17 protein-coding genes and 3 pseudogenes are annotated in these 19,993 nt (G+C 58.6%); 7 read left to right on the forward strand and 13 right to left on the reverse strand.

What is annotated here, in order from left to right:
• The 10 genes and pseudogenes from O7A61_RS23150 to O7A61_RS23195 form a co-directional block, all read right to left on the reverse strand.
• Positions 1-139: pseudogene (locus O7A61_RS23150) on the reverse strand (co-chaperone GroES); the annotation flags it as partial.
• A 440-nt stretch (positions 140-579) separates the two neighbouring features.
• Complete coding sequence (locus tag O7A61_RS23155; RefSeq protein ID WP_337131781.1) at positions 580-1,344, reverse strand: ABC transporter ATP-binding protein; 765 nt, start codon at positions 1,342-1,344, stop codon at positions 580-582.
• 8 nt (positions 1,345-1,352) lie between these two features.
• Positions 1,353-2,351, reverse strand: a complete 999-nt coding sequence (locus O7A61_RS23160) for an ABC transporter substrate-binding protein (protein WP_337131782.1) — start codon at positions 2,349-2,351, stop codon at positions 1,353-1,355.
• A gap of 67 nt (positions 2,352-2,418) precedes the next feature.
• Positions 2,419-3,216 (reverse strand): ABC transporter permease, encoded by a 798-nt coding sequence (locus O7A61_RS23165; protein ID WP_337131795.1) that lies wholly within the window; start codon positions 3,214-3,216, stop codon positions 2,419-2,421.
• A gap of 53 nt (positions 3,217-3,269) precedes the next feature.
• Positions 3,270-4,619: an LLM class flavin-dependent oxidoreductase gene (locus O7A61_RS23170; protein WP_337131783.1), complete on the reverse strand. Its 1,350-nt coding sequence runs from the start codon at positions 4,617-4,619 to the stop codon at positions 3,270-3,272.
• A 39-nt stretch (positions 4,620-4,658) separates the two neighbouring features.
• A complete protein-coding gene (locus tag O7A61_RS23175) occupies positions 4,659-5,585 on the reverse strand; it encodes a TauD/TfdA dioxygenase family protein (RefSeq protein WP_337131785.1) in 927 nt (308 codons plus the stop codon).
• Between the two features lie 82 nt (positions 5,586-5,667).
• Positions 5,668-6,309: an FMN reductase gene (msuE, locus tag O7A61_RS23180; protein ID WP_337131786.1), complete on the reverse strand. Its 642-nt coding sequence runs from the start codon at positions 6,307-6,309 to the stop codon at positions 5,668-5,670.
• Between the two features lie 216 nt (positions 6,310-6,525).
• Positions 6,526-7,401, reverse strand: coding sequence for a hypothetical protein (locus O7A61_RS23185; RefSeq protein WP_337131787.1), 876 nt, complete (start codon positions 7,399-7,401; stop codon positions 6,526-6,528).
• Positions 7,402-7,542: 141 nt separating this feature from the next.
• Positions 7,543-8,562 carry a LysR family transcriptional regulator gene (locus O7A61_RS23190; RefSeq protein ID WP_442921103.1) on the reverse strand — a complete coding sequence of 340 codons (1,020 nt, stop codon included), beginning with the start codon at positions 8,560-8,562 and terminating at the stop codon, positions 7,543-7,545.
• 247 nt (positions 8,563-8,809) lie between these two features.
• Positions 8,810-10,186 carry an alpha,alpha-trehalose-phosphate synthase (UDP-forming) gene (locus O7A61_RS23195; RefSeq protein ID WP_337131788.1) on the reverse strand — a complete coding sequence of 459 codons (1,377 nt, stop codon included), beginning with the start codon at positions 10,184-10,186 and terminating at the stop codon, positions 8,810-8,812.
• 556 nt (positions 10,187-10,742) lie between these two features.
• On the opposite strand from O7A61_RS23195, the gene O7A61_RS23200 reads away from it, so the two are divergent.
• Positions 10,743-11,453: a winged helix-turn-helix domain-containing protein gene (locus tag O7A61_RS23200; protein ID WP_337131789.1), complete on the forward strand. Its 711-nt coding sequence runs from the start codon at positions 10,743-10,745 to the stop codon at positions 11,451-11,453.
• 303 nt (positions 11,454-11,756) lie between these two features.
• Here O7A61_RS23200 and O7A61_RS23205 read toward each other — a convergent pair whose 3' ends face one another.
• Entirely contained in the window at positions 11,757-12,587 is an 831-nt protein-coding gene (locus O7A61_RS23205) for a thermonuclease family protein (protein WP_442921016.1), read from the reverse strand.
• Between the two features lie 142 nt (positions 12,588-12,729).
• Positions 12,730-12,909, reverse strand: a complete 180-nt coding sequence (locus O7A61_RS23210) for a hypothetical protein (protein WP_337131791.1) — start codon at positions 12,907-12,909, stop codon at positions 12,730-12,732.
• 329 nt (positions 12,910-13,238) lie between these two features.
• On the opposite strand from O7A61_RS23210, the gene aepX reads away from it, so the two are divergent.
• The 6 genes and pseudogenes from aepX to asnB all read left to right on the forward strand — a co-directional run bounded on the left by aepX (position 13,239) and on the right by asnB (position 19,684).
• Positions 13,239-14,147, forward strand: a complete 909-nt coding sequence (gene aepX / locus O7A61_RS23215) for a phosphoenolpyruvate mutase (protein ID WP_337131797.1) — start codon at positions 13,239-13,241, stop codon at positions 14,145-14,147.
• Positions 14,148-14,189: 42 nt separating this feature from the next.
• Positions 14,190-15,373 (forward strand): annotated as a pseudogene (locus O7A61_RS23220) (aminotransferase class I/II-fold pyridoxal phosphate-dependent enzyme); the annotation flags it as partial.
• A 12-nt stretch (positions 15,374-15,385) separates the two neighbouring features.
• Positions 15,386-16,216, forward strand: a complete 831-nt coding sequence (locus tag O7A61_RS23225) for a phosphocholine cytidylyltransferase family protein (protein WP_337131798.1) — start codon at positions 15,386-15,388, stop codon at positions 16,214-16,216.
• 4 nt (positions 16,217-16,220) lie between these two features.
• Entirely contained in the window at positions 16,221-16,832 is a 612-nt protein-coding gene (locus O7A61_RS23230) for a phosphatidylcholine/phosphatidylserine synthase (RefSeq protein WP_337131792.1), read from the forward strand.
• A 16-nt stretch (positions 16,833-16,848) separates the two neighbouring features.
• Positions 16,849-17,823, forward strand: a complete 975-nt coding sequence (locus tag O7A61_RS23235; RefSeq protein ID WP_337131793.1) for a class I SAM-dependent methyltransferase — start codon at positions 16,849-16,851, stop codon at positions 17,821-17,823.
• A 10-nt stretch (positions 17,824-17,833) separates the two neighbouring features.
• On the forward strand, positions 17,834-19,684 hold the full coding sequence (gene asnB / locus O7A61_RS23240; RefSeq protein ID WP_337131794.1) for an asparagine synthase (glutamine-hydrolyzing): 1,851 nt from the start codon (positions 17,834-17,836) through the stop codon (positions 19,682-19,684).
• A gap of 26 nt (positions 19,685-19,710) precedes the next feature.
• On the opposite strand, the pseudogene O7A61_RS23245 reads toward asnB, so the two are convergent.
• Positions 19,711-19,866, reverse strand: a pseudogene (locus tag O7A61_RS23245) (transposase); the annotation flags it as partial.
• Positions 19,867-19,993 lie beyond the last annotated feature (127 nt).

Below are 19,993 nucleotides of genomic sequence, written 5' to 3' on the forward strand. Positions count from 1 at the left end.
CGACGGCGATGATCTCGCCTTCCTGCGGCTTTTCCTTTGCCGTATCCGGGATGATGATCCCGCCGGCGGTCTTGGATTCGGATTCGACCCGGCGAACGACCACGCGGTCATGAAGCGGGCGGAACTTGGAGTTTGCCATTTTGGATTTCCCTGGTGCGGATGTGGACGATTCCCCGTTGCCGGGAGCGCGATTAGCACTCACCTAGGCAGAGTGCTAACAATGGCTGGATAGGCCGTCGACGGTCGCAAGTCAAGGCGCGACGGACGGCGCAAACCCAGACGAAGTGATGTTCGCTGAGGGCTATAGCCTTCTTCAGAAGGAGCAGGAGTATAGGCCCATTTCTTGCATCTTAGACCGCCCCCCACAAAGGCGGCGACCGTCATTGAAATGGGCATCAATGCGATCAAAACGCGCCGCCGATACTGTGCCTTGCACGGTCCGCCGCGTCAGTCGGATCGTCCGACAGGCACTGGTCGGCGAGGCTTTGCTGCGGCCTTGCTCGGAAACCTTCTTGAGCCGACCGTGAACTGCGAGCGTTTAAAACTAAGCGCGTGGTCTCGACGTTCGACCTCCCTCGATCAGTGTAGGCCGAACTCGTGCAGCAGTTCCTCGCGGTAGCGCACGAAGCGGCTTTCGCTGCGGCCGCGTGGGCGGGGCAGGTCTATGTCGATCAGGCGGGCCTTGCCATCTTTCTCCTTGGGCAGGATCAGCACCCTGTCGGCAAGGTAGATCGCCTCTTCAAGATCATGGGTGACCATCACCATGGTGACGTTCTCCTCGCTCCAGACGCGCGCCAGTTCCTCCTGCATGCCGATCTTGGTCATGGCGTCGAGCGCGCCGAGCGGCTCATCGAGAAGCAGGATTTCGGGTTGGACAGTAAGCGCCCGGGCGATGCCGACACGCTGCGCCATGCCGCCGGAAAGCTGGCTCGGCCAGGCATCGCTGAATTCGGCGAGGCCGACCAGTGCTATATAGAAGCGTGCCCGCTCCTCGGCTTCTCGCTTCGGCACGCCGCGTATTTCCAGCCCGAAAGCGACGTTGCCGAGAACGGTCAGCCAGGGCAGCAGGCGCGGCTCCTGGAAAATCACCGCGCGCTCCGCACCGACGCCGCTGACCGGCCGACCGTCGATGGCCACATCGCCGCTGTCGGCGCTTTCAAGCCCGGCAAGGATGCGCAAAAGCGTGGTCTTGCCCGATCCGCTCGCGCCGACGATGACCAGGCATTCGCCGGAGCTGATGTCGAGGTTCAGTGTTCTCAGCACGGCGAGCGGACGCCCGCCGATGACGAAGGATTTGCAAAGGTCGCGGATGCTGACCTCTCCGCTGCGGTTCGTGCTGGTCATCTCTGTGCTCAGTTGGTCTTGATTTCGCCTGGCCGGTACAGGATGTCGGCCGCCTTCAATTTGCCCTTGGCGAGACGCCCGTCGCGCTCCAGTACGCTGATCCAGAAGTCGATATCGCGGTCGGTGGCTTGCGCGCCTTCGCGCAGGCCAAAGCCGGTCCAGTAGCGGGCCAGATCGCCATTTTCACCGCGCCTGTCGAGGATGGTGGCCAGCGCCTTGCGCGCTTCGCCCGGGTTCTGGCGTGACCAGTCGGCCGCATGTGCGGACTGTTGGACGAAGTTGCGGGCGGCCTCCGGATGTGCCGCGATGAAGTCGCGGCGAAGAATGACGAACCCCCCGGCGAGTTCTCCAAGAACGTCGATGTCGTTGAACACACCGCGCACCCCGCCGTTGGTGACCAGCGCACCGGCAAAGGTGGCCTGCCAGTAGCCGAGGGCAGCGACGTCAACCTGGCGTGAGCGCAAGGTCTGCTCAAGTTGTGGCCCCGGCACCACGACGAGCTTGGCGGCATCCGGTGACAGACCGACGCTGTGCAGCGCCTCGCGAACCGTAAAGTCGAGATGGGCACCCAGTGTATTGACCGCGATCGTCTTGCCGGGGAGATCGGCGATCGATTTGATCGGGCTGTCCTCCAGGACGTAGAAGACGCTCTTGACTTGCTGGTTGATGCCGTTGCTCGGATAGGCGGCAACGAAGTCGTTGCCGCCGGCGATCGAGTTGATCACCGCCGGCGTGGCGGCGGACCCCAGATCGACGCTGCCCGAGGCCAGCGCGAACAGCGATTCCGGACCGCCGCCGGAGTAGCCGGCATTTTCGAGCTCGATGCCGAGGCCCTTGAAGTAGCCGAGTTCGTCGGCGAGTTCATGCGGCGAGATGCCGCCACGGCTGCCGAGGTAGCGAAATTTGACCGGCGCGGCTTCAGCGAAGGCGAAGCCGGGCAGGCCGGCGGCAAACAGGCCTGCCCCGAACGGGGCGCCGGCAAGCAGGGTACGGCGGGTGAGTTTCATGATCTGGTTTCCTGTTTGCAGTGAAATTCGGTTTGCAGAGTCTTGGAGACTGTTTCGAACCTCGATCTCAACGATCGCTCCAGCGGCACAGCCGCCGCTGCATCATGACCAGCCCCTGGTTGGCGACCAGGCCGAGACCAGCAAGGGTGACGATTGCCGCGAACATCAGCGGGATCTGGAAATTGTATTGCGCGTTCATCACCTGGAAGCCGATGCCCTTGTTGGCGCCGATCATTTCGGACGCGATCAGCAGCAGCAGGGCCGTTGTGGCGCTCAGCCTCAGTCCGACGAAGATCGAAGGCAGGGCTCCCGGAAGCACCACGCGGCCAAAGACAGTCAGCCGCGTGGCGCCATAGACGCGCGCCATTTCGAGCAGTTTCGGATCGACTTCCTTGACGCCGCTGATTGTGTTGAGCAACAGCGGAAACAGTGTCGCCCAGAAGATGACGAAGATCTTGGAAGCTTCGCCCAAGCCGAGCAGCAGGATGAAGACGGGGTAAAGCGCCAGTGCCGAGGTTTGCCGGAACAGCTGCACGATCGGATCGAGCGCCGTCTCGACCGCGCGCACCTGTCCCATCAAAAGCCCAAGCGGAATGGCAACCGCGACGGCCGCCATGAAAGCGAAGCCGGCGCGTTGCAGGCTGATGGCGATGTCGCCGAGCAAGCTGCCGCCCGCCAGGCCCTTCCACAAAGCCGCGGCGATCGTGTCGATGGGTGGCAGCACAGCTGCATTGACCCAGCCCATGCTGCTCGACATCTGCCAGAGGGCCAGGAATGCCGCGAGCACGCCATAGCGGGACAGGAAGCGGCCGACCGCCAGGCGGCCCGCGAGCAACAAATCCGATTTGGTTCCGCTGCCCTGCATAGCGATGGTGACCGGCCGTTCGATGTGTTGCAAAGTCTGCTTGCCTTTCCTTTCTATTCCGCGGCCAGCACGGTCGAGCGCGCTGCGGTCCACGGGTTCACCGGCCGCTTGAGCCCGAGGTTTTCGCGCAGCGTCCGGCCTTCATAGGCAGTGCGGAACAAGCCGCGCCGCTGCAGTTCGGGGATGACGAGGTCGACGAAATCGTCGAGCCCGCCGGGCAGCCAGGGCGGCAGGATGTTGAAGCCGTCGGCGGCCTCGCTGGTGAACCATTCTTTCAGCTGGTCGGCGACATCAGTGGCGCTGCCGACGATGGTGTAGTGGCCACGCGCCGTGGCCACCCATTGATAGAGCTGGCGGATGCTGAAGTTGTGCTCGTCGGCGATCTGGCGGATCAGCGCCTGACGGCTCTTCATGCCCTCAGTTTCCTTACTCGGCGGCAGCGGCCCGTCGAGCGGATAGCCCCTGATGTCGAGCGTCTGCCCGGCGAGCCCATTGAGCAAAGCCACGCCATCCTCCGGCTGGATCAAATCGTTGAGCTGCTGGTACTTGGCCTGTGCCTCTTCCTGGGTACGACCCACGAAGGGGGCGACGCCAGGCATGATCACCACCTGGCCGGGATCGCGGCCGGCGGCAGCGACGCGCGCCTTGATGTCACGGTAGAATTCCTGCGCCGTCTCGAGCTTCTGATGGGCGGTGAAGATCACCTCGGCCGAGTGCGCGGCGAGCCCACGCCCGTCCTCGGATTGTCCGGCCTGCACCACCACCGGGTGGCCCTGCACCGGGCGTGGCACGTTGAGCGGGCCCTTGACGCTGAAATGCGCGCCCTTGTGATCGATGTCATGCAGCTTGTCCTTGTCGTAGAACCGGCCCGACTGTTTGTCGCGGATGAAAGCGTCGTCCTCCCAGCTGTCCCACAGCGCCTTGACCGTTTCGACATGCTCGTGGGCCCTTGCATAGCGGTCGGCGTGATCAGGCTGGGTGTCGCGGTTGAAATTCTGCGCGGTCTCGTCGCCGGCCGAGGTCACGACATTCCAGCCGGCGCGGCCATTGGACAACAGGTCGAGCGAGGCGAACTTTCGGGCGAGCGTATAGGGCTCTTCATAGGTGGTGGACGCCGTGGCGATGAAGCCGAGATGCGTGGTCAGTGGTGCCAGGGCCGCAAACAGCGTCACCGGCTCGAAGCCGGCGATCTTGGCATTGCCGCCTTCGCGGGCGCCGAGGCCGACGGTGAGGTTGTCGGCGAGGAAATAGGCGTCGAACAGGCCGCGCTCGGCGGTCAGCGCCAGCTGCTTGTGGAACTCGAAATTCGTGGCGCCATCTGCTGGCGCATCGGGATGACGCCATGCCGCGATGTGCTGTCCACCGCCGGGCAGGAATGCGCCAAGTCTGATCTTTCTGGACATCTCGGTTCTCTCATTGCGGACTGGAGGGATTGCCTGGGTTCAGGCCGCTTTCGCGGTCGCCGGTTTGACAGCCTTGGTGGCGCTACGCCGGCCATCAATGCCAACGGGCACGTCGCCATTGATGGTCGCGCGGCGCACAACGCTGCGTTGGTCGCCATAGTCATTGACCGCGTAGTGCTGGGTGGCGCGGTTATCCCAGATCGCCACATCGCCTGCCCGCCAACGCCAGCGGACGGTGTTTTCCGGTGCGGTGATGTAGGCTTGGAAAAGCTCGTAAAGTTTTTGGGAATCGTTCCTGGAAAGCCCCACAAAGCGCTGCACGAAATTGCCGAGAAGCAGCGTGCGCTCGCCCGTGTCGGGATGAACCCGTACGACCGGGTGTTCGGTCTCGTAGACCGTCGCGGTGAACACCTCGTCGAAGTGCCTTTGCTCCGCCTCAGTCGCCCGCGGTCGAACGGCTGCGTAGTCATATGCGTTGGAGTGTACCGCCCAAAGATTGTCGGCCAGCAGCTTCAGTGCAGTCGGCAGGCTCTCATAGGCAGCGGTGGTGTTCGCCCAAATCGTGTCGCCACCCGCCGGCGGAATGACGACGCCGCGCAGAACCGAGAACTTTGGGTAGGCTTCGACGAAGGTGACGTCGGTGTGCCACTGGTCGGCGCGCCCGCCGCCACGGCTCGAATCAAGCTCAAGGATCGAGGCGGTTCCCGCAACAGGACCTTGAGTTGGATGTGGCACCAACTGGCCGAACCGTTGAGCAAAGCGCTCCTGCTCGGCATCGTCCAGATGCCCTTGGTCGCGGAAGAGCACCACCTTATGGCGCAGCAGAAGGTCGTTGATCGCCGCCACCACCGCATGCGGCAGATCGCCGGAGAGGCGGATGTTGTGAATTTCCGCGCCAACACGCACAGTGAGGGGAGCGACATCGGATTCAGGAATGGAAGCATCGACGAGAATTGGCCTGGTCATTGTATATTCCGTGGATAAGTGAGCTGCTGGACCGGATAATTCGGGGATTGGACCGCTGTCCGAAGAGGTGCGCGGAAGTCAGTCACCCCAAATTTGCGAGAGGAACTCGGGTGAACGAGCGCCCTCGCGTTCGGCTAACCGCACTGGTTGCTTCGGGCACATTGGAGTGCGAGGACAACAGGTTTGGAGTTCGCGACTCCAGATATGGCGCGAACTGGCCGATCGCGCGTTCGAGCCGCTCGGCCAGGGCGAGGGATATGGAAGTCGGATCGGCAAAATCCCGTTCCGAGGCATAGATTCCGGTCGCAAGTGTGCGTGCTTCAAAGAAGCCGAAGAGCGGCCGTAACTGATGCTCGATTACCAGTGCATGGCGATCCCCACCGCCGGTTGCAGCGAGAAGGACCGGTTTGCCGTTGAATGCAGTGGGCTCCATCAGATCAATCAGGTGTTTGAAAAGGCCGGTGTAGCTGCCTTTGTAAACAGGACTTGCGACGACCAAGGCCTCGGCTTGAAGCAGGCGGTCAACAAGCCTCCTTGCGGCCGCATTGAGATCGGAAAGACGCACTGCGGCGCCCAGATGGGGGGCGAACTGGCCGATGTCGACAATTTCGGAGGTCTTGTCATATCGGAGCGCCGTTCGCCTGACGATCTCTTCGACCAGTATGAGGGTGCGCGAGGGAGAGGTGTAGCTGCCGGAAAGTCCGACGATTGCAGGGGTGGTCATGGCCGGCCCTTTTCCTTTGGCGTGCAACTTCACTCGCGAAGACAGGATCAAGGCTAGCCAATTATACAAATTCTATAGAGGAAGCATATTGCGTGTTTCGAGCCCTTGGGAAATTCGTTTTCTCGGTTTTCGACGTGGTGCGGTTCTCGTGTTCGATAGCGGACGATCGGCGGATGGTTACCGCCGATCGTCGGGATCGTTTGGCTGGAACTGCCCTCAGACCTGCGGCCTGATATCATTTTGCGGGGTCGAGCCGCCATTGAAGAAATTCTTCGCCCTCTTGAACTGACTTGTGGAGTTCGCATTCACGAGCTCCTGGAAGTTTTCATAGTCGGGCCCGCCTTTTCGGATCCGGCGTGCCTGGACGATGCTCACGACCTCGACATACTCGATGTCGACATTGACGCGTTGCGTCGACGAGCAGCAGGATTTCAGCCCAAGAAAGTTCTGTTTGAATTCGATCTGGCGAAGAACGATCGCTCCATAATCGTAATATCCGCCTGCACCATTATCGAGAAGGTAGCTCTGGTAGGTGCATGTCAGCGCCTTGTATTGTTGCGCCTTGGCACTGGCGCTGAAAATGATGTCTCCCATCGCGGTCAGGAAACACTCGAAATCGGTCAGCAGCGATGCCCCATCAGTGATGATCGCCTGGGCAACCAAGGAAAGGAACGTGGCTGAAACGGAAGTGCCGAAAACTTCTTTCGAATAACCTTTCTGGTTTCGCGCTCCGATCGAAAGATTTGGAATGTTGTTGAGGACGTCTGCCCAGACGCTGATATCTAGCTTTTCCGCGTCGATGTTCGGATAATTGGAATGCATGTAGTCGTAAACGAGCCCGCCAATCGATAAAAGATTGTCCTGGTTTTCATTTAAGATTTCGCTATACATCCGATCACGTGTTTTGTGGCCGAAGAGATAAAATTGTACAACCCCTTGATCGTTAGCGATCATGTCGTCCGTCGGAGGTGCGGCATTTGGCATTGAAAGAAGCAGAGGACTCGCGTGGAAAAATGCTTGAGAAGACTTGTAAATGTCCTCAGAATATCTTTTTTCGCGTTCCTTGACATCAAGTGAAAATACATTGGACATCTTATTCTCCTATGTGAGGGTTGGAGTGGTTGTTAAAGGTGTGAGCCTCTGGAGAGCCAGAAGCCTGACTGTCAGATGATTGCGTGCCTCTTCTCGATCGAATGGCGTTCAAGAAGGGAGGGCCTTTGGAGTGCGCTTCCGTTATTGTGCTGCCACTGGTGCTGTTTGCGTCAGTTCTGTTTGTGAAGCCGCTGCGGTGATCTCGTGCCGCAGCCAGCGGTGCTCCGGGTCGCGATGGCACCGTTCATGCCAAATCAGGGCGACCTCGTAGGGGGTCAGTTCCACGGGCGGATCGACAATCTCCAGAGGGAGCAGGGCAGCGATCCGCGTAGCCACGCGCCTAGGCACAATCAGCACCAGATCACTCGCCGCGACTGCCGTGGCTGCCGTCAATATGTTGGAAACCAGCACAGGATCGCGATCCAGGAGATCTAATTTGACCAATTCGTCATGCACCCGGCCAAACCCGTCCTTGGAGTCCGAGGCAAGGGCAGCATGGTGCAATGTCGCGAAGGTCTCGATCGTCCACTCCCGCGCCAGGGCTGGATGGTTCTGGCGTAGCAGGCAGGAAAAGCGGTCGGCGTAGAGCGTACGGCGCAAGTAGCCCAGTGGCGCAGCATCGATTTGGCCGACGGCCAAATGGATTTCGCCTCGTTCAAGCCGGCTGAGGGCGCCGCCTAGAAGCGAATCGGTGACGATATGGAGATAAGGCGCGTGCTCGCGCAGAATTGGTAAGAGAGGCGGCAGCAAAATCAGCGCTTGGTGATCGGGCATCGCCATTGTCGCTTTCGATCGCCATGCACCTAGGGCGCAATCGCGATCGATCATCGTGCGGACAGCATTCAAGACCGGCGGCAGGAGCTTGGCCAGGCGCTCGGCCTGTGGCGTCGGAACCAAACTGCTCGATCCACGCACCAGAAGATCGTCATTGAAAATTCCACGCAGCCTTATCAGCGATCTGCTCATGGACGGTTGGCTGACACTCATATGCCGAGCCGCATGCGTGACGTTGCGGTGCTCCAGCAGCGCCTCAAAAGACAACAGCAATTTCAGGTCAATCGACGCCAGCATCCGCTGTTGCCGTGTGGCGCGCGCGCCGTTGACAATGCGTGGCGGCCGCTCGCTCCTGCTTGCACGATCCCTGCTATCAACGAGGTCCATTCGCCTCTCCTTATTTTTCTAGCGGTCTGCTCACGCTATCGTCTTGATGGTGTGGGCGTTGCGGGCGGCCCTCGCCACTTGGTTCGGCGTGGTTGAAGGTGACCGGTCTCGATCAGTGAAACGACACAGTCGGTGCGGGTGAACGAGCACCTCCTGGGCCACGCGCGATTAGGGGAGAAGCACTCGGCAATGTGGAGGCTGCCTGGGCCCAGCCTCACACTGGAGCTAGGCTGGGCCCAGGAAGGGCTTAGTGTCGATTCAGTGACGAGAGAAAATCGCTGCACCACTTATGGACGTCATGCTCGCGAAGAATCGTCATGATCGCTCTCCAGCGGTCAATCCGATCCTCTACCCGCAGAACGAGGGCCTTTTCCATGGTGCGCGCCATCTCCTCCGTGTCATAGGGATTGACAAGCATCGCTGCGTCCAACTTCCTGGCGGCACCGGAAAAACGCGAAAGGATGAGAACGCCCGGGTCCAATGGATCCTGCGAAGCGACATACTCCTTCGCCACCAGATTCATCCCGTCGCGAAGCGGAGTCACCAAACCGATGCGCGCCTTCCTGTAGAGGCCGGCCAGCTCCGACTGACCGACTGACTTGTTAATGTAGTGCACGGGGACCGAGTCGATGGTTCCGAATTCTCCATTAACGCGCCCGACCAGTTCGGCGACGTCCTTCTGGACCGCCCTATATGCCGGTATACTTGCCCGGGATTCCGGGGTGATCTGCAGCAGCAACGTCTTGTCGACACGGTCACTGTAGTTTCGCAGAAAATCACGAAAGGCGACGATGCGTTTCTCGATACCCTTCGAATAATCGAGGCGATCGACGCCGATCGCGATGTCATAGCCGGCAATCCTCGGATAGGTCTCCTGCAGACGCGCATTGAGGGCTGCATTCTCTGCGAGGCTTTCGAACTCCGCTGTGTCTATGCTGATTGGAAAGACGCCGCAGCGAAACTCGTTCTGATAGGCTTGGTAGAAACCTTCTTCGACGCGTTTCCCTTGCTCCTCGCGATCCAGACATTCGAGGAAGTTGCTGAGATCGAAATCCGTGTGGAAGCCGACGAGGTTACAGAACGAAAGCGCGCGCAGCAAAGTATCGCACTTCGGAACAGTAGAGAAGATGTCCGCCGGCGGCCATGGAATGTGCAGAAAAAAGCCGATCCTGTTGCTGCAGCCGAGCTTACGCAGCTCTTCGGCAAGCGGAATCAAGTGATAGTCGTTCACCCAAATGACATCCTCATCGCGCAGGAGAGGTTTCAGCAGCTCTGCGAACCGCGTGTTGACACGATGATATCCGGCGCTTCGTGCCTCGGAATATTCGGCCAGGTCAGGACGGCCGTGGAAGATCGGCCAAAGAACCCTGTTCGCGAAGCCCTCATAATATTCGTCCACATCCTTCTGCGAGAGATTAACAAGCTGGTAATTGATGCCGTCATCTTGCAGTGGTGTCAGCTCCCGCGTGGCGTCGTCGGCTACCACCTGCTTCGAGCAGCCCATCCAGAAGCCGTGCTCTTTCTTGAGCACCGCTTTCAGCGCGATGGCCATTCCGCCCGCGGGCGGCACCCCTTTTTTATCGGGCAGCGGAACCCTGTTGGATACAACGATCAGTCTACTCATTTCTACCTCCTGCGTTTGCATACGCAACGAGAGCCTCTTCGCTCCAGTTGTTTTTAAGTCACTGTGCATTATTTTCGCGATCACCGAATATAAGTTCCGCAAGATACGGAATAGAGACAGCGTTGATTAAGTATATTGTCGGTTATGTGGATATTTCTACACACTGTAACTGCCGAATAGATCCACCTTTACGTCTGGAATGTCAATCTTTTGGGGGTTTCAGATGAAATGCGGCTGAATCGATTGGGAGATGCGCGCTGCAGGCGCAGAAGGCCTCATCACGCTAGCCTCAGGGCCGCAGGGGAGGGGATCGGCTGGGCCAACGACCGGCATGTCGCACAGGCGGGCAGGACAAACGCCCTGAGCTAAATCGGAGAAACGGCCGAACACGCGAAGCTTGGCGAACTCGGTTCCTGGTTCACAGTGGCAGTCCCGCCTAGGACCTATGTGCCTGCGCTATTGTGTCATGCGCCCAACGAAGATTGTCCGACCTGCGGACCCTGCCTAATTTGCCTGATCGTCGCAGAAGCCAAAGCGACATCCAACAGGAGTAACCATGAAGAACATTCTCGTTTTGAGTCAGGACGCTTCAACGAGAGAACTGCTGGTGGATCTCCTGTCCAAGCATGAGTTTAGGATCAGGGCGGTCGAAAACGGCCAACAGGCCGCCAGCAAGATGGTTTCTGAAGCACTTGATCTGGCAATTGTCGATCTGAGCCTCGGTCGACAGGACGGCTTGCAATTCGTTCGGGATTTTGGCGCCAACAGGGACCTGCCGATCATCATCATCAGCGCCGATTACCTGGATGAGTCCGACAAGGTGGTCGGTCTCGAAACCGGCGCCCGCGATTACATCACTAAGCCCTTTGGCCATCCGGAGTTCCTGGCCCGCGTGCGCGCTGCCGTGCGCCAGCGACCGGGGCGTGAGCGAAACGCGATCTTTAATTTCGATGACTGGCAAGTCAGCACGAAACGCCGCCGCTTGCGTCGAGGCACGGGTCTTGAAGTGAAGCTGACTGCGGGTGAGTTCAACCTGCTCATGGCGTTCCTCAAGAACCCGGGCCGAGTGCTTTCGCGCGAGCAGCTTCTGAAGGCGACCAGAGTCTATGATCAAGAGGTCTATGACCGCAGCATCGACGTGCTGATCCTGCGCCTTCGCCGTAAGCTGGCACACCGCTCGAACCTGCAGTATATCCGCACCGAGCGCGGCGCCGGGTATGTTTTCGAGAGCGCCGTCGATGTCGAGGAGCTGAGGACGCGCCCCTAAGGCGGGCGCCCTTCCTTTGGAGCTCATCGGTGCTTCGTCAACCACTCAGCGTGTGTGCTTCACTCAAGTAAGGTTGACCGGGACGCGCGAATATGTTGTCTGCCTAACCGGCTAACGTGCCCGGCTTTCCGGGCGGGAAGCTCTTCGCGGGGCCGCCCGATCGGAAGCGTCAACTGATGTTTGCGGGCGTGGTCATTGAGGCACGTCGCGGACAAGATCGTGTGGACTGGTGTAGCCATGTGTGTTTAAAAAAGCGCGGCAGCCGGGCCGGTCACCAAGTCTCAGGCGACGAACGAGCTTTCCCTAGCAAACCGATTCGCAGGGGATACCGTCCTTGTCTCGGTCCAACTTGCCTCCCCATGAGCAGTTTGCGAGATACCAGTTGGCTTCATCACATGAGCTGATTTGAGAACATATCCGCCGCGGCTCACACGAATAGCCCGTCTGCGCGAGCAGCCTGCGGCTGACGATACCTCGTGGTGGGCCCGACGGGGTCGCCCCATCTGCATGCTCCGCTCGCCACTCCCAAGGCGCTTGAAACTTGCCGGCCCAAATACCGACCTTCGCCGCTTCCGCCTTCAACTGTTGCGGTGCGTACGCACCGTGGCTGTAGCGGGGCCAATCCAAGGCTTGGCCGTGCTCAACCATCCAAGCGGACAAGCCGGCACCATCGGAGCGCAGGCAGTCTCCGACAAACCGGTCATAGCGATCCCAGGAGACGAACGAGCAGTGAACTGGCCTGGAGGTCGCCAAGAAGGCGTTCAACGCTTCAGCCGCACGGCGTCCGCAGGGATATTCGAAGCCTTTCGCGTCATCGCAATACTGCTTGCTCTCCGGCGCATCGACTCCGTTAAGGCGAATGCGCTGACCGTGGATCTCAATCGTGTCGCCGTCGACGACGGAGGCGATGCCGGCGACCGGTGGAGGGCTCGGCCGGGTCAGATTCGACAGACTGATCTCGGGCATGCGGCCGCCGTGCTGCATGGCCAACTGAACCATCAACGCGCCAGCAGCAGCCAGAGTCACAAAGATCAGCCGCAGCGGGATGGGTCCCCAACGCCGTGCGCGTGACCGCTTGGCACCAGTGCGCTTTCGCCACTGGTCAGACCGATAGTCGTGCCGTGATCTGTCCAAGCCCATTCTCCCTCGGGGAAGAATGCGTCGGTCAGAGCAGAGAGTCCATAGTTGCGCCGTCTCGACCCGTTGCGGATGTAGGTCGGTGCCGCTATGGCACCGGTGGCGCACGACTTTGCTCACTCGCTTGGCGACTCGTTCATTATTGAATGGCCTCTTTGGCGGCCAGTTGCCGGAACACTAAGCACAAAAAGCGGAAATCCTGAGCCCGGCCGGCAAAATTCGCTTCCAACGCGCAATACGCTGCGGCAGTCGCAGCTTCTTGCCCGTAAAGCGCGATCGCGGCGCTGACGGCTCGTCCAGGATCGGTCAATGCTGCCATATGCGGCGACAATCCCGAACGGCTGTGGAGTTTTTCGCCAATCCGCTAGCTCGGCCGCGAATGCATCGCCGCCATCGATCCTAAGGAGCCCAGACGATCAAGACGAACTGCAGACGCGCAGTTTCCTTTGCCTGTTTCCGGCGCCAGATGTGAAATGTATGAACAAAAATGAAGCATAATGTACATGTTCATGAAATCGATAGCGCATAAGCGTTACTGACAATAATCTTATTTTAACTTGAATAATAATGATCGACGGCCATTATGGCTGTTTGGAAGGGGAAGGTATGATGATGCACAGCGGTGTACCAAAACAGCCTACACAAAATATGGCTTCCGCCGGTCGGACGGCCGAAAGCTTGCTTCAACTGATCACAGCCGGCGAGCTCACTTTTGCTATGGAAGGGCACGACGGTCTCTCAGCCGCGATCGTGGAGCGCGCGGGCTTCAAGGTGCTTTGGGCGTCAGGCCTGTCGATCTCATCAAGTCTCGGCTATCGCGATGCGAACGAAGCTTCCTGGTCCGAGGTTGTCAATGTTGTAGAGCGTATGGCAGATGCTGTGCGGATTCCGATCCTGGTCGACGGCGACAGCGGATTTGGAAATTTCAATAATGCGCGCCTCATGGCCAGCAAACTACGCCGATGTGGCGCAAGCGGCGTTTGCCTCGAAGACAAGGTGTTTCCAAAGATCAATTCGTTCGTGGGGGACCGACACCCCCTCGCCGAAACCGCGGAGTTTTGTGGGCGGCTCAAGGCGATCAAGGACCGAATTCCGGATCCGGAATTCGTGCTGGTCGCGCGTATTGAGGCGCTGATCGCCGGCCGCGGAATGGATGAGGCGCTGGCGCGCGCCTATGCCTACGCCGAGGCGGGGGCTGATGCCATCCTCATCCATTCCCGCAGGTCCGACGCCGACGAGATCTTCGCCTTCACCCGCGCCTGGCAGAACCTGCTTCCAGTCGTCATCGTACCAACGAAATATTACCGCACGCCGCTCTCCGCGTATCGCGCCGCAGGGATCTCCATGGTGATCTGGGCCAACCACAACTTGCGCGCCGCCACTGCTGCCATGCGCCATATTTGCGGTCGGATCGTTCGGGAAGAAACAATCGCCGGTATTGAGAGTGAGGTGGCAACGCTGGACGAAGTGTTCGATTTGCTCAAATACCAGGAACTGGCTGCGGCCGAAGAGAGATATCTACCACAGAAGGCGAGCGGCGTCCGTCAGCCGGTTTAAACCGCCCTTTTCTGAAAAGGAAACGAGACGAGGAGGCGCAACATGCTTGCGAAACGGACAAGCTTGTTCCGTTCATCGGGGACCGCCGCCGCGCGGGCGGCGGCAAGGGCATCTGCCGATGCTGGCGATGACATCATTGATCTAACGGCCGGTGAAATCTGGAGTGACCTTGCTCCAACAATTCGCGACGGTGCGTTCGAGGCCATCCGCAAAGGTGTCAATCGCTATACCGATACCGCTGGCATGATGGAACTGCGCGAGGCGCTGGCGAAAAAGGTGTCTCTCGATACCGGACAGATGTGGAATGCCGAAGAGCTCATCACCACGACAGGGGCCAAACAGGCGCTCTTCAGTGCGGCTATGGTGGTGCTCAACCCAGGCGACGAAGTCATCATCCCGACGCCCTACTGGTCGACTTTCCCGGCGCAAGTGCTGATCGCCGGCGGCAAACCGTCTTCGTCGAAACCCGCTCCAATGGCTATGTCGCGCGGGTCGAAGACATCGAGGCTGCAGTCACCACCCGGACCCGGGCAATCATCATCAACACGCCTGGTAATCCCACGGGTGCTGTTTATGACGCACAGACGCTGATGGCGATGGCCCAGCTCGCGATCTATCGCGACTTGTGGATCATTTTCGATGAGTGCTATGGCGAGTTCGTCCACGGGCATCATACCCATCACGCGATCGTCTCCGTTGTTCCGGAGGTTAGGCCTCGGACGCTCATCGTCAACAGCTTCAGCAAGGCTTTGGCACTGACCGGATGGCGAATTGGCTACCTCGCCGGTCCAAAGGAGATCATCAACGCCGTGAAGGCGCTGCAATCGCACACCACATCAAATCCGAATGTCATCGCCCAGCATGCCGTGTTGGCGCATCTAGAGCGAGGAGACGGCAGCTATGAGCGCCAACTGCGATCGCAGTTGACCAGCGCCAGGGAAATCGGTCTCAACGTGCTCTCATCGCTAACGCGGGTACCGGTGCCGAAGGCGCAGGGCGGCTTCTACTTCTATCTCGATTTAACGAACCTGCTAACGCGCGAGCCGTGGAATGTGATCCCTGACGACGCGGACAAGATAGTGCATTCGCTGACCAAAGCCGGCGTTGCAACGGTGCCCGGCACCGCCTTCGGCGATCCCGCTGCCATACGCTTCTCCTATGGAACTCCGCCAGCAAAGCTCGAAGCCGGGTTGAGCCGCATCGTCGAGGTGCTCAACGCTTGGGAAAGACCCCGCAAGATCGCGGAACACAGAAGGGGAACACATGCGGCCCCTAAAAAGGCCGTCATTCTAGCCGCGGGTTTCGGCTCTCGTCTGCGTCCACTGACCGATCTGCGGCCGAAGCCCCTGGTGGAGGTCAATGGCACGCCCATACTACACAACGCGCTTCGAAACCTGGAAGCGGTCGGCGTTGAAGAGGCGACTATCGTCATAGGCTATCGCAAGGACGCAATCCAATATGCATGCGGCAGTCTCTTCGGTGGCCTGAAGATCAATTATGTCGAGTCGGTGGTTTTCGACCGGACCGGCAGTGCCTACTCGCTCTGGTTGGCGCGCGATGCGCTCCTTTCCGGAGACTGCTACCTCCTCGAAGGTGACGTCTTCTTCGAAGAAGATGCTCTGCGCTATCTGATGATGAGCGACGCGGCAAATACCGCTGCCGTTGCGCCGTTCGATCCATCTATGGAAGGCTCCGCAGCCATTCTTTCCAGCGACGGCTTCATATCCGAGGTCCGGTTAAAGCAGACGGCAGCAAGCCTGGCCTCAGGCGGTCCGCCACTCTTCAAAATGATGAACCTTATCCGGTTCTCTGGCGCCGATCTCCGAACAAAGATCGTCCCCGTCCTTGGCGACATCATCGGCTCGGGTGCGACCAAAGCTTATACCGAGGAGCTGCTCGGTATCCTTATCGAGCGCAACGGACTGCAGCTTGCGGCGGCGCGATGCGATGATCTGAGATGGTATGAGATCGACAGCGAAGAAGACCTACGCGCAGCCGAGAGGATTTTCAAAGTCGAGCGATCTGCGAGATGCGGCTCCGGCCACATCGCAGCCGCCGCCGGAGAGTAGCAAGATGATCCGCTATCTCTTCGATGCTGCAAATGCCATCACCGCGCTTGGGCTGATCTTCGCCACGACCGCGATCTATTTTGCCTTGGTCGGACGCTTCGAGCTTGGCATTTGTTTCGCCTTATGGGCGCTTCTGGCGGATGATGCCGATGGCATGGTCGCGCAGCATTCCCCGAGCCGTTCGGCTTTGACGGCCCAGGTGGGAGCCGCATTCGATGGGCTAGCGGATTTGGTCTATGCGGCTGTCTTTCCGGCAGTTCTCCTCTTGTCTTTCAACGCGTTCTCTATTCCGTCGCTGTTCGCTGCGGTTTGCCTTGTCCTGTCAGGGGCCCTCCGCCTCAGCTATTTTTCTGCGTTCGGGCTGGACGATGACGGATTCGGCAGAGGATTGCCGTTGAACAACGACCTCTTCGTGTTGGCCGCCCTCTTTGCCGCAAACAGTTATGTGGCAATCCCTCACCTTGGCAGTCTCATTATAGGCGCGGCGTTGCTTCTGTCCCTGCTACATCTCTCAAATTTCAGATTTCCTGGTACCGGCAACTGGTTGCGCCTGGCCAACCTTACACTCGTTGCTGCGGGGTCTTTCGCCCTGCTCGCAAATCCACCTGCATCGTAAAGTGTAGGAAAATAGCATGGAAAGCTCTTTCGAAATCCGCACACGCACTGTCTTCGATCACTATCAGCGCGACCAGGAGAATGATCCTCACATATTTGACAGGCTGGTCTCCCTCATTGAGGAGGAATATTTCGGCCTGGCAGCCGGTAGCTTCCGCGGCCTTGACGTCTTAGACGCGGGCTGCGGCTCGAATGCGAACGCGTCTTATGCGTTTCTTGAAAAGGGAGCGCATAGCGTCGTCTCACTTGAACTGGGCGACGATTGGATGGATTGCGCGCGCAAACGGCTTAGCCGCTTCGGGCCACGCTCGCAATTGGTCGCCGGCAGTGTACTCGATCTCCCGTTCGACGAAAGGAGGTTCGATTTTGTTCATTGCGCCGGGGTTCTGCCGCACACCAGCGATCCGAAAAAAGGCTTCGAGGAACTTGCCCGCGTAACTCGTCCCGGGGGCAGCTTCTTTCTGACCATCATGGGCACCGCAAACGGCGTCATCTATCGATGCATCAACCATTTGCGAGAACTCTACCAAAATGATGAACAATTTCGCAGCGCGATCGACAATCTGAATGGATCCACCGCACGGCAAGCCATCGACTGGCTGTTAAACGTAAAAGAGAATGAAGAAAGAGAACATATCCCTGGCGAAAACAAATTCTTCCGAAGTCTTTTCGACGATGATTTGTTTGTGACGATTCGGGATCGTTTCCAGGCGCCAACCTACCACGAGTTCTCATTTACAGAGGAGCAAATCCGAGACTGGTTTGTCGAGTGCGGCTTCGACAACATTCGTAGGATCTCAAGGTATACAAGAAATTTCCACAACCTTCGGCGCTTTCTCGCGCCCATGTACCGTCATTACGACCATCCGCTTGCTCGGTTCTGGTTCGGCGATGGCTGCATCCAGATGATCGGCCACAAGCCAAGCACGCAGTCGGCATCACTTGTATATGAGAGCGACATTAATGTGCGGAATCTTCGGGATAGTCCTTAAGGAGGAAGGTATGCCGGTCTCCGCGGAGGCGGTAGAGCATTGCGCGGACGCTCTTGCTCATCGCGGACCAGATGCCAGAGGTCTATACATTGATCGTTCGGTTGCGTTCGCACATCGACGGCTATCCGTTATCGATCTTAATTCTCGAGCCAATCAACCTCTTCGCGATAACGAGACCGGAGTGGTAATTACGTACAATGGAGAAATATACAACTATCGTGAGTTGAAAAAAGAATTGCAGCAATTGGGTTACCGTTTTTTGACGACGTCCGATACCGAAGTCTTGATTGTCGGTTATATCGCGTGGGGACAAGCATTCTTGGATCGCTTAGACGGGATATTTTCCTTTGCGCTGTTCGATCCTCGAAATTGCCTTGTTCTCATCGCCCGGGACCGGTTAGGAGTAAAGCCACTTTACTACACGATTTGCGATACTGGACTCGTATTTGGATCGCAGCCGAATGCTCTTATTCGCTGGCCAGGGGTCATGCGCGGACCGGATATGATCGGCGCGCTCAGCTTTCTATCCTATCGCGCAGTTGTAGGATCCCGCACGCTGTACGCTGGCATTTCCAAATTAGAGCCCGGCTATCTCCTCGAGATAAGAAGCGGGCGCTACAGGTCCGAACGTTGGTGGGATTTGTCTGAGGGCATCTCACGCTCGAAGCCGGACTCCGACATTAAGGAATTGCTCGGAAGCGCCGTTCAACGCCAGCTGGTAGCTGATGTCCCGGTGGCCGTATTGTTGTCCGGCGGGCTTGATTCCAGCATCCTTGCCTATGAGGCCGGCGCTCGCTCACGAATCCATCCCATCTGCTATACCGGCAGGGTCGAGCCCTCCGAATATGACGAGACGGGCTATGCCATGGAGGTTGCCGCTGAGTTCGGGCTCACTCACCGCGTCGTCCCAATTCCAGAACCGTCCGATATTGAGGCTGTGGCAGAGCTGGTCCGTTTGCGTGGACATCCACTTGGAATGCATAACGAAACCGCCATGTATACGCTCGCAAAGGCAATTTCGAAGGAGCACAAGGTCGTACTCACCGGCGAGGGTGCTGACGAAATTTTCGCGGGCTATAGCCGCTTGTTTCGGACGCCATATGATTACAATCGAAGCAAATTCATCGCCGCATTGCCCTCTTCCTTGGCCCAGATCGCACGCCGGCGCCTTGGCCTTGGGGCCCATGGCAATCAGCTGCAGTTTTTCTTGGACCGTTATACGTACTTTCCGGCTGATGAGATCCGCTCGCTTGCTATCGATGGCCAGATGGGAACGGAGTACGAGATGGAACTCGTCGATCATTTTGCGGCTCAATTTGCGGAGGCCGAAGGAGACTTCTTTAGCAAAATATCACGTGTCTTCGTCTCTACGCATCTGCCAGCGCTGCTGGAGATGGTCGACAACACCACGATGGTAGCTGGGATTGAAGCTCGCGTTCCTTTCACCGATCACCAGCTTGTAACCGCCGCAATGGCAATACCCGGCTCCCAGCGGTTAAGGTGGAGGTCACCAATCGCTTCCGTCCAGGCACTTTGGCAGCCGGTCGCTTCCTTCAGCGAACGTCTTGACGTCTCAAAATATCCCTTACGAAGCGAATACCGGAGCGTCTTGCCCAAGTCCGTTTTATCTCGGAAAAAGATGGGATTTCCGCTTCCGCTGGGCCAATGGGCGGTGGGCGAGGGAGCAGCGCAATATCGAAGGCTGCTGTTTCACGAGGACTCTCCCCTAGGGAATTTATTCGATCCGCCTGCCTTGAGGCGTTGGTTTGAGGTCGGACGAGAAAGACCTTCTGATTCATTCGGTCGTAAGTTTTGGCTTCTGGCCAACCTTGCGCTTTTCTTCAGGGAGACATTCTCATGACAATGGAAGAACCAGCATGTGAGCTATTGCTTCTTCGAGAAGACTGAGTGATCCCAGGCCGCGTCGTCAACGCCGATGCCGACGAACCAGCAGAACAGAAGATCGTATTCCAGCCGCTCCATCAGGAGCCGTTCCGAGCGGATCGAATAGAACGCCTGTAGCAGCATAGCCCTGAGCAATTTGGTCGCGTCCCCACAGGTGGTGTAGCTCGGCGGTAGCGAAGCCGCTCGCGAGCGCGCCCTCAACAGCGCTGTAGCGAGCGAGCTGCTTTGCGGTGGTCATCGACAGTTCGCCGGTAAGGTCGGGTTG

The organism is Mesorhizobium sp. Cs1321R2N1 (genome assembly GCF_037179725.1).
In the GTDB taxonomy this organism is placed as follows: domain Bacteria; phylum Pseudomonadota; class Alphaproteobacteria; order Rhizobiales; family Rhizobiaceae; genus Mesorhizobium; species Mesorhizobium salmacidum.

Coding starts and splice junctions, on each gene's coding strand:
- O7A61_RS23185 (WP_337131787.1), bottom strand. CDS start 7,401: ATGTCCAATGTATTTTCACTTGATGTCAAGGAACGCGAAAAAAGATAT.
- O7A61_RS23235 (WP_337131793.1), top strand. CDS start 16,849: ATGGAAAGCTCTTTCGAAATCCGCACACGCACTGTCTTCGATCACTAT.
- O7A61_RS23170 (WP_337131783.1), bottom strand. CDS start 4,619: ATGTCCAGAAAGATCAGACTTGGCGCATTCCTGCCCGGCGGTGGACAG.
- asnB (WP_337131794.1), top strand. CDS start 17,834: ATGCCGGTCTCCGCGGAGGCGGTAGAGCATTGCGCGGACGCTCTTGCT.
- O7A61_RS23160 (WP_337131782.1), bottom strand. CDS start 2,351: ATGAAACTCACCCGCCGTACCCTGCTTGCCGGCGCCCCGTTCGGGGCA.
- O7A61_RS23190 (WP_442921103.1), bottom strand. CDS start 8,562: ATGGACCTCGTTGATAGCAGGGATCGTGCAAGCAGGAGCGAGCGGCCG.
- O7A61_RS23165 (WP_337131795.1), bottom strand. CDS start 3,216: ATGCAGGGCAGCGGAACCAAATCGGATTTGTTGCTCGCGGGCCGCCTG.
- O7A61_RS23200 (WP_337131789.1), top strand. CDS start 10,743: ATGAAGAACATTCTCGTTTTGAGTCAGGACGCTTCAACGAGAGAACTG.
- O7A61_RS23155 (WP_337131781.1), bottom strand. CDS start 1,344: ATGACCAGCACGAACCGCAGCGGAGAGGTCAGCATCCGCGACCTTTGC.
- O7A61_RS23175 (WP_337131785.1), bottom strand. CDS start 5,585: ATGACCAGGCCAATTCTCGTCGATGCTTCCATTCCTGAATCCGATGTC.
- O7A61_RS23195 (WP_337131788.1), bottom strand. CDS start 10,186: ATGAGTAGACTGATCGTTGTATCCAACAGGGTTCCGCTGCCCGATAAA.
- msuE (WP_337131786.1), bottom strand. CDS start 6,309: ATGACCACCCCTGCAATCGTCGGACTTTCCGGCAGCTACACCTCTCCC.
- O7A61_RS23210 (WP_337131791.1), bottom strand. CDS start 12,909: ATGGCAGCATTGACCGATCCTGGACGAGCCGTCAGCGCCGCGATCGCG.
- O7A61_RS23230 (WP_337131792.1), top strand. CDS start 16,221: ATGATCCGCTATCTCTTCGATGCTGCAAATGCCATCACCGCGCTTGGG.
- aepX (WP_337131797.1), top strand. CDS start 13,239: ATGGCTTCCGCCGGTCGGACGGCCGAAAGCTTGCTTCAACTGATCACA.